Raw genomic sequence first — 12,330 nt, 5'->3', positions numbered from 1 at the left:
TTTATGATATCGAGGGCTTGAGAAACGTGCATAAAAAAATCCGATAAACAGGGTCTATCGGATTTTTACACACTGGAGGGATCATTCAATTGATCTGCCGATTAATGTTTAACTGATCGGCATTAGAGTGATGCTCTGGCTTTATTGTTTTTCGTTCAAACGAAACGTAAGTAGAAGGGCGATTGCTATCGTTTTATAAACGGCAACTTGAGATGCTGACCAAATACGTTGATCAGCGCGCCTGTCACGATTAATGCGCCACCTAAGTATGTCCACGCCGAAGGTAATTCACCAAAGAAGACGATGCCCAAAACGACAGAGAAAATGATCTGTACATAAGAATAAGCCGATGCTTTTCCTGCTTCTTGTGTTTGCATTGCTTTCGTGAGGCCCAGTTGTCCTATTTGCGTAAAGACGCCGACTAAAACGAGCATCATGGTCAGATACAAATCTGGCATGACGAATTGATCCCCAATCAAAAGAATCGATGCAGGCAGCGCCACCAACGGGAAGTAAAAAATGATCACCGAGCTGTCTTCGGTCTGGCTTAACTTACGTACGATTACGTACGCGATAGAGCTACCAAAAGCACCTAAGATAGCAATCATCACGCTAAACATAGGTAAAGCATGTTCGGCGTCTGGACCGGTTTCTGGCCTCACCATAACGTATACCCCAAGCAAACACAGGGCGATACAGATAAACGTCGAAGACTGGATACGTTCTTTAAGGAAGAAAACCGCAAGTAAGGCAGTAAATACAGGGTGGATGTACTGGAAAATGGTCGCTTCAGCTAGTGGTAGCGTTGTAACAGAATAGTACACACACATCAAAGCCATGGTGCCTACAGCGCCTCGCGCGAAAAGGAGAGGTTTATTATTACCCCAAACCGAAATGCCTTTGCGTTTTACATCAAGATAGCTGATCACTAATGAGACCAGTGCCCTTGCTGCTACGATTTCAAATACTGGAATGCCGTGCAAGCTAACATGTTTTACGGTGGCAGACATCAGTGCAAAGCCAAAAGCGGACAGCACCATAAAGCGTACGCCAATGGGAATCATCGAATTGATTGAGTTAGGCATCTTACTGCTCGTTTATTGAGGGAGATCGCACTTTAGCATACTAGACTGACAAAAAGATCAGCACCTTGTGATTAAGACTCCGGATCTTCTTGAAGCAAGGTAGACTGTCTCGTTCAGATATAAAAACAATAAATACATAAGGAGAAAAGGATGATTCCTATTCAAGCAACGCATGTGTCTGGTGTGGTGATTTCCGAATTCGACGGCATAAAGAAAATGCTGTTGTTAGAGCGAGTCAAAGGTGGTTATTGGTGCCATGTCGCTGGTGGTGTGGAAGAAGGCGAAACTGGCTGGCAAACCATCGTGCGAGAGCTTAAGGAAGAGACACAAATCGAAGATGTAGAGCTCCATAGCGCAGATTTTCTAGAACAGTTTTATGAGGCGCACAAGAATCGAATCATGGTCATTCCTTGTTTTGTCTTGTTCTGCAAACCGAATCAAACGGTGGCGCTAAATCACGAACATACTGATTATCGTTGGTGTACCTTAGAAGAAGCCAAACAGCTCGCACCATTTGCCAATCAACATCAACTATACGAGCATGTATGGAAGCACTATGTTGAAAGCAAACCTTCACCATTCACAGTGATTAAACAAAAGTAGGTCAACGAGTTCTCCAGATGTACCAAGGATATGAAAAACACCAATTGCGACAAATCACAGAGCGCATTTCCATTGAGCCTTTATTGACAAAGCATGCGACGCCTTTGCTTGCTGCGGTGAATAAGAGCCGTGAACACTTGTCACAATATTTGCCTTGGACGGATTGGGTGACGAATCGCAGAGAGGCCGTCGCTTACATATCTCAACGTATTAACTCTAACGCGTTTGAGGCGTATTGGTTTGCCATTCGCTTCGATCAGAACTTTGTTGGTGTGTTAGGTATGAAAGGCGTGAACCTAGAAACGGGTGTGGCGGAAGTGGGATATTGGCTCGCCGAGCAGGGGCATGGCCATCGCATTATTGATCAGGGTTTATCTGTTCTATTGCCATTGGTTCGTGAGCGAGGGCAGACAAGTGCGATTCAATTCCATTGTATGGAAGGCAATGTTCCGAGCATCAAGATTGCAGAGCGAGCAGGGGCGGTATTAAAGGAATACGTAGACCATGATTTTGAAATGCTCGATTCTCGCCAGAGATTAGGAATTTATGAGCTGGTATTTGACGCACAGCACGAGACGAGCCATTCGCTAGAAGAGCGTGCATAACCGCAACAATTAGAGCCTACTGGAAAAGGGTTTTATGGTTGTAAATTGTTCGATTTAAGCCTTTGTCACAAATTACAAACTACATTCAGGTTTTAGTGATAAGAGACTTATCATGCTCGAAAAGATAATCCATTATTGCAGCGATGAATGAGTACTCATTGGTATTTAGAGATGGAAATTGCAATTAACCGGATCACGTGGCAGCAAGCCATGCCTATTCGACACCAAGTATTATGGCCTAGTAAGCCTGTGGAACATTGTCATGTAGAGGGTGATGAAGAAGCAGAGCATTATGGTGCGTTTGTTGATGACGTTTTAGTCGGCGTTGCATCGATATACCTTGACGACAATCAAGCTCGGCTGCGTAAGTTCGCCATATTACCTGACTATCAAGGGCAAGGTATTGGCTCTTCAATGGTTCGCTATATCTTGGTGAACTTGAAGCTATCTCCTGTCGAGTATTTTTGGTGTGATGCAAGAGAATCGGCGCTCATCTTTTACGAACGTTTTGGAATGCATACGGAAGGTGAACGTTTTTACAAATCGGAAGTGCCGTATTTTAAAATGAAGCTTGCGCTCTAATGCACAGAAATCTGAGTTTCAACTCTAACTTCCTAACCTCTTAAATAGTCACAATGTTGCACCTATGTTAAGTTTAAATCGTACATAAGTGCGACATTGTCAGTTGTCAGGGGTACAAGGAGAAAATCATGAATGCGATCGTAGACGTCGAAGTTGGTCAACTGCTGCTGCAAAAGTTAGATAAGCTCAAAGCCGGATACAACACGGATCCTTATCCGAGCTTGGATTCGAGAAAGCAAAAGCTGACTCTCCTTAAACAAACCATCTTAAATAACCAGCAAGACTTGGTGGAAGCGTTAAGCGCCGATTTCGGTTATCGCTCTGAATTTGATACGGCAATGACGGATGTATTGCCGACGGTTGCGCAAATCAATTACACCCTGAAACGCCTCAATAAATGGTGTAAGCCAAGTCGTCGTCATGCAGGTTTGTTGCTTGCTCCTTCAAAAGTCACCGTTGAATATCAACCGGTTGGCGTGGTTGGCATCATTTCGCCTTGGAACTTCCCAGTCATTCTCAGTTTATCGCCATTAGTGACTGCACTTGCCGCAGGTAACCGAGTGATGATGAAACTCTCTGAATTCACCCCTATGACCAACAAAGTGATTTCTGAGATTTGTCGAGCATTGCCTGAAGATGTTGAAGTCGTAGAGGGCGAAGCGGAAGTTGCTCAAGCGTTCAGTAAATTGCCGTTTGATCATCTGCTGTTTACAGGATCAACCAACGTTGGTCGCGCGGTTGCTCGTGCTGCTGCTGAGAATTTAACTCCAATTACGTTGGAACTCGGCGGTAAATCTCCGGTCATCGTGGCAGATGACGCTAACTTGAACAAAGCGGTTGATGCGATTCTATTTGGCAAATGCATCAATGCTGGACAAATTTGTGTTGCGCCAGATTATGCCTTTGTACCAGAGGGAAAAATCAACGAGTTCGTCGCTCTGTTTCTACAACGTTTTGAAGCGCTGTACCTCAAAGGCCAGAACGACCAAGGCTTTACTCATATCATCAATCAGCGCCAGTACGACCGTTTAAAGGCAGTATTGGAAGATGCCAAAGCCAAGGGCGCAGAAATACATACCGTGTCCGAGACGAGCGCAGAGGGGCGACTACTATATCCGCACCTAGTGACCAATGTTTCGGAAGATATGGTCATCATGCAGGAAGAGATTTTTGGTCCTCTTCTGCCGATCAAGCCTTACCGTGAGATCCAAGAGGCCATCGACCACATCAACCAGAATCAACGCCCACTTGCTCTCTACATCATGTCAGAAGATAAGAATGTTATTGAGCGAATTACCCGTAATACCCACAGTGGCGGGGTTGGGGTGAATGACACCATCTTACACGTTGGTGCGGAAGATGCGCCATTTGGTGGTATTGGTGAATCTGGTATCGGCCACTACCATGGCGAAGAAGGATTTAGAACCTTTAGCCACGCCAAAACCGTTCTAAATACACCAACGTGGTTACCTCGCGTAGGTATGTTGATGGAACGACGTGGTATGGCAATCAAAGCATTGCAGAAGTTCTTTATGCGTTAACGCTACTGACATTGGAACACCAAAGAATAAGAAAACCGCCCAGTGAGGCGGTTTTTGTTTGTTGTTAATTCGTACTATTGAAGTGTGTTAATGGCTACCTAAACATCTGGTAGCCATTGATGTTATTACTCTATACAGTTCCAGCCTGTGGTATCAATCGAGTTAATCCAATCGGCAATTAACTGAACACCTTCATCGTGAACAACGTGTCTGCCTAGTTCTGGCATCATATTTCCGTTGTCGACATTGATGCGGTAGTGCAGCACAGAGTTTTCTGGATCACCCGGTACAATCACATACGGAGATGGACCTTTGTGGAAGGTGATACCACGAGCGCAAATACCCATTTCACTGATCCCTTCACGCCAGTATTCAAACTTGAATGGATTACTCGCCGCTTTACCTTCGGTGCGATGGCAGTGCGCACAGTTCACATCAAGGTACGCTTTGGCGTAATCCAGTAGCTCAGTATCCGTTAGATTACTTGCTCCCGCTTCGGTATCAAAGACAGGGGTCTTAGGTAAGTTCTCTGGTGTATCTGGTAAAGCTTCTGTAAATAGCCCCAGCGTTTCCCAATGTACAAGTTGGTTGACTGGCGAGCCATCAGAGACATCTTGAACACTGTTTAGGTTACGAGCTTTAGGACCAATAGGAGAGAAACCTTTTGGCTGTGTGTTACCAGTAGGATCGGAGACATCAGATTCTACTTTGTGACACAAGGTACACTCATTTCGGCTTGGTACTTCATAAGTGAAATTAAGCGTTTCGCCGTTATGTTCTACGCTGCGCTCAAAGGGTACCGATACGGCAGTCAGGTAAGCGTCGGTTTTGTCTTCATTCCATACGTAAGGCAAGGCAATCCAACCGCTGTCACGACGAATCAATAGGCGAGTCTCAATGAGCTCTTCGTTTTCACCACGAGCATTCTCAGTACTCGAAGGTAGCGCAAAGGTTTTAATCAATACGGTACCGACTGGGAAGTCGAACACCTCTTGCTCACGATAGCTTGCTGAAGCCTCGTTCGGCATCACTACAAAGCGGTATTTGCGTGCATAGTCAGTAAAGAGTTCAACGTTCATCTCATACAGAGTGCCTTTCGCAGATGCCGCTAAATTGAGGTTTTGTGTTGGATCTTTCGCATCTTCAAACAGATTGTATTGCGACAAGCTCACACAGTTTTCACCGTATGTCGCGCTTTCACGAGTAATCGCATCCCAGTTAATACCCGCCACGTCGTCTAGGGTACAGCTTGCGTTGCCAATGATGCCATTTGGTGTATCTGGGTTATCAGGATCCGTCGCTCCGTCTTCGGTTTGATTATAACCATACACAACGCCATTAATTGTGACGGTATTGATGTCTAATGGCGTCTTAGAATCACAACCAGCAGTAAGCAGCGTTGTTTGCTCGTTCTCGTATAAGAAATCTGCATTGGCTGGGTTTTCTGCATAACGACCAATTGCGGTTGGGTCCATATTGTCAACTAGTACACCGACACTTGCGCCATTGTTCACTAAACAGTTGCTGTCTGCATCGGTAAATTCGGTAAGGTAATTCCAGTTGGTTGTTCCTGTCATACCGTTGAGTGCGTCACGCAATGGTGCAAACATTTGTGAACGGATTAGTGACTCACCCGCGCCATCGTAAAACAGAGCAGGGAAGGCTTGATGATTCAATGTGTACGCTAAAATCATATCCTCAATCAGAGAACCATTTGGATTGGCGCCCGTGTTGGTAATGGTGTTGTCATGGAAATACATATTGGTCGGAACAGGGTTCCAGCCCTGCATAACGGCATTGCCCTCAGATGTCCCATTAAGTGGGCTGTAAGCGTTGGGATCGCCATTCACCAACAAGTAACTCGTCATCGCAAGTGCCATCGAGTCGTGGTTAGTAATCGTGTTGTTGAAGAACTCACTATTACGCCCGGACAGAATGACGACGCCAGTACCAGGAGGGACGATGCCCACCACGCCACAACCACCTAGTCCATTTTGACAGGTGGTATCAACATAGTTCTCTAAGTTGTTGTCGCGAATGACGTTATCAAATATGCGTACATCATCAATCAAGCGACCAATAGTGGTCGCGCCCGGTAGGTCAAACAGCAGCACACCGCCCGTGTTTCCAAGCGCTAAGTTGTCGTAGACATCCACATTCGAACTGTTTTCAATCTCGATACCGGCGATGTTCTTTTCCGCTACGTTGTCACGGATAACTGCACCGATGGTTTGACCCACATAGATACCCGCGTCGGCACTGCCGTAACTCCACGTATCTTCAATCAAGACGTTTTGAGATTTTACTGGATAGATGCCGTAAGTACCGCGTAAGTTGCCATCTTCGTCACGTGCACGAGGTACTTCGAGCCAAACCGCCGCGACGTCACGAATAATGATGCCTTCAACCCCGTCGGCTTTAAGACCGTTCTTAGAGGCTTCTGCAATTTGGAGATCGGATACGGTGATATTTGAACCACCACTGATGGCAATACCATCTTTGCCGTCCACACCACTGAAGTCGAGGTAGGTTTGGTCGATACCGGCACCACGTAACACGAGGTTATTCTTTGAATCGACCGTCAATTGGTTATTCATTTTGAAACAACCAGCGGGCAGTGTTACCACGCTGTTGTCTTCGGCAAGTTCGACCAGGTTTTCAATTGCGGTGACTTGTTCCGCGCTCGCCCATTCCTGACCGTTGCCACATAATTCTGGTGTACCGTATTCAGATAATTCATAACCGCTAGAGGTTTGCGGTTCATCATAATCGTCACTGTTACAACCCATCAAAAGACCGGAACTGATGAGTGCAGCGACAACCGTTTTGTTTATTCCGTGCATGATTTGCTTCCCTGTAATTAGTGTTATTGACTCAGTCAGGAATAATTAGAAAGAGTGGTTGTATTGGATTCCGTATATGTAGGCGTCCCCTTCAGAGCGATAGGCGATATCAACACCCGGTAGAGCGTGCGGCTCAAGCGGCTCAGTGAACGTGACTTCTTCGGCATCAATAAAGGTGAATCCAAAGTCGATTCGGCTGTTTTGATTGAAGGCGTAAGTGGCACCAAAGCTGTAATTGATTCGGTCGGAATCTGGCAAGCTGATGCTCTTATCATTCACGTTAGGCGTTTCGTCGTAAGCAATACCAGCACGCAGTGTGAAGGATGGGTTGAGTTGGTAAGTTCCCCCAAACGCATATTTGAAGGAATTCTCGAAGTTCTCATCCTTTTGCAGAACTTCTTGTCCATCTACGGTGGCGCGGATTTCCTCAAACACATCCCAACCCGTCATCATCACACTGTAGTGAATAGCCAGTGGATCGGTAATCTGATGGAAACCAGAGAACTCAGTAATGCTCGGCAGGTTTAGGGTTAGGTCCCCCGTCACGGTTTGACCCGGCATCGAAATCGCACTTGGGATGTCTGAGTAATAATCGCCTTCGAAATCCACATCCACTTTAGAGCGATAGCTTAGTCCGAAACGGTGCTTCTCGTTGACCTCCCAAAGTGCGCCGAGGTTAAAACCGTAACCCCAGCCATCACCATCGAGTGATTTTGCCACGTCGGTGCGAGCAAAATTTGCGCCCGTATCAGCATTAATCGCATCGGCAAGAATACCCAATGTACGTGTGAGCTTGGCTTTACCATAAACAATGCTAGCACCAGCACCAACACTGAACTCTTCGTTGATTCGGTAGGCGATGGTAGGGTTAAAATTAATGGTTTCTAAACTGGTTTCTCCACCAATCGGTCCGGCTAAATAGTCATCAGGGTATTCGGTCGCCAACCCAAAGTCAGTGAAGATGCCAAGCCCCCAGGACCACGAGCCATTGATTGGGGCAGCGATATAAAATGATGGCACAACCACATTGTCGACGACGTCATTGTTGGTTAGCTGATTATTGAAGGATTCTGAAGGTCCGTTACCGGTTACGCGAACCTCTGGCATGATGTAAGCAGCACCTACGGACAATTGGTAAGAATCGAACATTGTAATAGCAGCAGGGTTATGGGCAACCACCGATGCGCCGTCTGCTATGGCGGCTTCGCCTGCATTGGCACGCCCTAGACCAGCGGCAGAATGTTCGGATAATTGAAACCCAGCCGCGTATAATTTAGGGGAGCTGAGCGCTATAGCTATTGCAAGCGCGAGTTTTGCATTCCTTGTCTTCATATCACTCTGAAACTCCATGTGTTTTTAGGATGCGTTTTAAATAAAAGTGCCTAATAACCTATACAGGGGGTAAGTAGGTTATTCATTAAACACTCAGCTCAAGCATAAAAACAATTAACATAGTTGTAACATTGAATTTCAAGATTTGTTATTTCCATCTCATATAACCAATGGTTTGTATTTTTGTTTATAACTATCTGTAAATGTTATAGTTAGGCTCGGTTTTTATATTGTTTATGTTTTACTAAATATCCTTATGATGTTTGATGTCCACTCAAAAAATGTGGCTTAAGTGTTATAGAATAGCGAATGGTAATAAATGCGTTTTGGTACAAATGTTTTAAACAGGTGTTTAATTGGTATTTGAGGCTTAGTGCTCTAATCGGTGAGAATCATACAATTTATCACTGGATCGAATGCTAAACTTTATGAGTAATTAGAGCTTTTACTTAAGGAATGGGAAGTCATATGGAGCTGTATTTCTTAGGAACGTCTTCTGGGGTTCCAACTAAATCCCGTAACGTTTCTGCGACTGCTTTGCTGGAGAGCAAGGGGAAAGGGTGGTTTCTGATTGACTGTGGAGAGGCGACTCAACACCAGTTGCTCCACACTCCGTTATCACTTAATTATTTACAAGCCATCTGTATTACTCATATTCATGGCGACCATGGCTATGGCTTACCGGGCTTGCTCGCCAGTGCAGGCATGAATAACCGCAAAGATCCTCTGACGATCATTGCCCCAGAGGGGATTAAACAGTGGTTTGAAGCGACTCAGGCGTTCACCAAACTCTATCTGCCATTTGAACTTCACTTCATCGAAGTAGAGCAGTTTGATTCGATTGAAATTGGTCAGTTTACGATTACCGCTACCGCACTTTCTCATCGCGTTCCTAGCTTTGCTTACTGTTTTGAAGAATCAACCATTCGTATGTATCCAGACATTGAAAAACTTGAGCAATTGAACATACCGAGGGGACCAATCTGGGGAGAGCTTGTGCGGGGGAATGATGTGGAGTACCAAGGTCAAATCTTAATGAGTAAGGCGTTTACTAAGCTTGCACATCCACCGAGAAAAGCGATCATTTGTGGTGATAACGACACCCCAGAGAAGCTCGATAGTCTAATTGAAGGCGCGCATCTGTTGGTACACGAATCAACGTACTCAGAAGCGATGAAAGAGCGAGCGGGAGAAGTTGGTCACGCCTATTCCTCACAAGTCGCCAGTTATGCGCAGGCAAAACAAGTTCCGAGCTTGATTCTCACTCACTTTAGTCCTCGCTATCAATTCAGCCCTGAAGCGGATGTGTCGATCGAGCAGATTCGGCAAGAAGCTCAAACCGCTTACTCTGGTCATCTCTTTCTTGCTCACGATCTCGCACATTATCGAATTGACAGGTCGGGTTTGGTTGAGGAGATTAAAGACACCAAGGATAAGGACGAATAAAGGCTCTTGTCGCGAAAGCAATTCAAAATGAAATCGTCACAACAAGAGCCAATATGTTCTAGATACCGCATTCATTGCAGCTTAAGACTAATGAAATACCTGACTACTAAAGCGTAGAAAACGACTTTCTCCCATCAGTTCACGGAACGCTTCTTTATCCAACTTAATCAAGGTTTCGTGATCGCCTGCTTCCAAATATACATGCTCTAAATTGGCGAGCATTTCATCGCAAATGGTTGCCATGTGATAAGCGCTACCCACCGGAGGTATCGCGCCGTTATCGCAATCGGTAAACAAACGATAGACTTCTCTTTCTTTGATTAAACGGAAAGAGGCGTTGAGCTCGTCATTCAATCGAGACAAGCTGATTTTATTATTCGCAGGCAAGACAGCCATCATATGACGACCTTGGTGATCTTCCAAAATCACGCCTTTTGCCAAGTTATTGAGAGGGATACCCGCTGCAACACCGCTTTGCAGCGAACTATTACTATGACTGTGATTCACGGTTTGAAAGTGAATATGGTGCTCAGTCAAATAGTGGTCGAGCCGGGTTGACATGGTCATGTTAGCCTCCTGAGTGTTGAGACCCACATAAAGTATAGGTAAATCTCTATTCCCCTGACGCTTTACTTGAGCTGTTCTACGCTTACTGAAAGCCAACCACAGAGTATGGCATTGAAAAAGGGAAGCAAAATGAGCAAACCAGTAATAGCGGATAACAAACCGATCAAAGTTGAGCTTGTGCAAGGGCAAGAATATTACTTTTGTCGATGCGGGCGATCTAAGAACCAACCTTATTGTGATGGCTCCCACGCCGGAACCGATTTTAAACCCATGAGCTTTGTCGCTGAAAAGGATGAAGATGCGTATCTGTGTCAGTGTAAGCACACCGCAAACGCGCCTTTCTGCGATGGGACGCATAAGCAGTTTACCTCTGAGCAAGTAGGGCAAGAAGGTCCGGGAATCCAAGCAGGACATAACGAGATCCCAACTGCAGTGGCGACGCAAGAAGAACCCACAGTTGAGTTTATTCACCAATTGGCAAGAGAAGGGCTATCAAAGTTAGGGCATCATGGACCGATGACGGCGATGGGAGTGCCGAGAGACCAATTGCCACATTGGGATGAACTGCAAATGATGGTCGCACAAATGGCAACCAAACCTCTGATGGAGGATGTGCCAGTCAAAACCGAATTGGTAATTGGTCCAAAAGCGAAGAAGCCGTTAGTGCTCAAAATCCCGTTGTTTGTCTCTGACATGAGCTTTGGCGCGTTATCAGAAGAAGCCAAAATCTCACTCGCGAAAGGTGCGGAGTTAGCCGGAACCGGAATCTGCTCCGGAGAAGGTGGCATGTTGCCAGAAGAACAAGCGGCGAACTCGCGTTATTTCTATGAACTGGCGAGTGCGCAATTTGGTTACGACGAATCTAAGTTGCTCAATGTTCAAGCCTTCCACTTTAAAGGTGGGCAGGGAGCAAAAACAGGGACTGGTGGTCATCTTCCAGCCAATAAAAATGTGGGTAAAATATCGCAAGTACGTGGCATTCCCGAAGGGCAATCTGCGATTTCACCACCGACGTTTAAAGATCTGCATACCCCAGAAGATTTTAAAAAGTTTGCAGATCGGGTACGGGAAGTGACAGGTGGTATCCCGATAGGCTTCAAGCTCAGTGCAAACCATATCGAAGAAGATATTCAGTTCGCACTTGATGCCAGTGCGGACTACATCATTTTGGATGGTCGTGGAGGAGGCACGGGCGCAGCGCCTGCGATGTTTCGTGATCACATCAGCGTACCAACTATTCCCGCTCTCGCTAGAGCAAGACGCTATCTGGATGCACAAGGTGTGAGTGACCGTGTCACGTTAATTGTTACGGGTGGACTGCGTGTTCCAATGGACTTTGTAAAAGCGATGGCGCTCGGTGCAGATGGCGTTGCGATTTCTAACAGTGCGATGCAGTCGATAGGTTGTGTAGCCGCGAGAATGTGCAATACCAACAATTGTCCAGCAGGCATTGCAACGCAAAAAGCCGACTTAAGACAGCGGTTGAATGTGGATAAAGCCTCGGTTCAATTGAAGAACTTCTTTGAAGCCTCGGTTGAGTTGATGCAAGTGATGGCAAGGGCGTGTGGCCACGATGATCTCAGCAAGTTTAATCAACGCGACCTCGCCACTTGGAATCGCGATATGGCGTTGCTTTCTGGGGTGAAATACGCAGGCGTAGACAAGCCTTAACGTTTCTCTTGCTCTGATTAGCGCCTGTTTTACTGTGGCTGCAATTTGTACGATT

Annotated in this window: 10 protein-coding genes; 6 read left to right on the top strand and 4 right to left on the bottom strand. The window is 45.9% G+C overall.

Going from position 1 to position 12,330, the window contains the following annotated elements; all coding sequences use genetic code 11:
* Positions 1–185 precede the first annotated feature (185 nt).
* Positions 186–1,085 carry a DMT family transporter gene (locus ATB78_RS22485; RefSeq protein ID WP_009705275.1) on the bottom strand — a complete coding sequence of 300 codons (900 nt, stop codon included), beginning with the start codon at positions 1,083–1,085 and terminating at the stop codon, positions 186–188.
* A gap of 150 nt (positions 1,086–1,235) precedes the next feature.
* Here ATB78_RS22485 and ATB78_RS22480 point away from each other — a divergent pair, with 150 nt between their 5' ends.
* The 4 genes from ATB78_RS22480 to ATB78_RS22465 all read left to right on the top strand — a co-directional run bounded on the left by ATB78_RS22480 (position 1,236) and on the right by ATB78_RS22465 (position 4,416).
* Positions 1,236–1,688 carry an NUDIX domain-containing protein gene (locus ATB78_RS22480; RefSeq protein ID WP_061010618.1) on the top strand — a complete coding sequence of 151 codons (453 nt, stop codon included), beginning with the start codon at positions 1,236–1,238 and terminating at the stop codon, positions 1,686–1,688.
* Between the two features lie 17 nt (positions 1,689–1,705).
* Entirely contained in the window at positions 1,706–2,293 is a 588-nt protein-coding gene (locus ATB78_RS22475) for a GNAT family N-acetyltransferase (protein WP_061010616.1), read from the top strand.
* Positions 2,294–2,464: 171 nt separating this feature from the next.
* Entirely contained in the window at positions 2,465–2,875 is a 411-nt protein-coding gene (locus tag ATB78_RS22470; RefSeq protein ID WP_061010615.1) for a GNAT family N-acetyltransferase, read from the top strand.
* A 128-nt stretch (positions 2,876–3,003) separates the two neighbouring features.
* Positions 3,004–4,416 (top strand): coniferyl aldehyde dehydrogenase, encoded by a 1,413-nt coding sequence (locus ATB78_RS22465; RefSeq protein ID WP_061010613.1) that lies wholly within the window; start codon positions 3,004–3,006, stop codon positions 4,414–4,416.
* A gap of 125 nt (positions 4,417–4,541) precedes the next feature.
* On the opposite strand, the gene ATB78_RS22460 is transcribed toward ATB78_RS22465, so the two are convergent.
* Together ATB78_RS22460 and ATB78_RS22455 are read right to left on the bottom strand one after the other, a co-directional pair.
* A complete protein-coding gene (locus ATB78_RS22460) occupies positions 4,542–7,259 on the bottom strand; it encodes an SO2930 family diheme c-type cytochrome (RefSeq protein ID WP_061010611.1) in 2,718 nt (905 codons plus the stop codon).
* Positions 7,260–7,304: 45 nt separating this feature from the next.
* A complete protein-coding gene (locus ATB78_RS22455; protein ID WP_061010610.1) occupies positions 7,305–8,591 on the bottom strand; it encodes an outer membrane protein transport protein in 1,287 nt (428 codons plus the stop codon).
* A 468-nt stretch (positions 8,592–9,059) separates the two neighbouring features.
* Between ATB78_RS22455 and ATB78_RS22450 the strand changes: the two genes are divergently transcribed.
* Complete coding sequence (locus ATB78_RS22450; RefSeq protein WP_061010608.1) at positions 9,060–10,037, top strand: ribonuclease Z; 978 nt, start codon at positions 9,060–9,062, stop codon at positions 10,035–10,037.
* Positions 10,038–10,124: 87 nt separating this feature from the next.
* On the opposite strand, the gene ATB78_RS22445 is transcribed toward ATB78_RS22450, so the two are convergent.
* The gene (locus ATB78_RS22445) at positions 10,125–10,604 is read right to left on the bottom strand and encodes a YbaK/EbsC family protein (RefSeq protein ID WP_039985841.1); all 480 of its coding nucleotides are present in this window, start codon (positions 10,602–10,604) and stop codon (positions 10,125–10,127) included.
* A 129-nt stretch (positions 10,605–10,733) separates the two neighbouring features.
* Here ATB78_RS22445 and ATB78_RS22440 point away from each other — a divergent pair, with 129 nt between their 5' ends.
* Positions 10,734–12,275, top strand: a complete 1,542-nt coding sequence (locus tag ATB78_RS22440) for a glutamate synthase-related protein (protein ID WP_061010606.1) — start codon at positions 10,734–10,736, stop codon at positions 12,273–12,275.
* The last annotated feature ends 55 nt before the right edge of the window (positions 12,276–12,330 follow it).

Source organism: Vibrio sp. CUB2 (genome assembly GCF_001557945.1).
Classification (GTDB): Bacteria; Pseudomonadota; Gammaproteobacteria; order Enterobacterales; family Vibrionaceae; genus Vibrio; species Vibrio owensii.
This window is presented reverse-complemented; position numbering and strand designations above follow the sequence as displayed.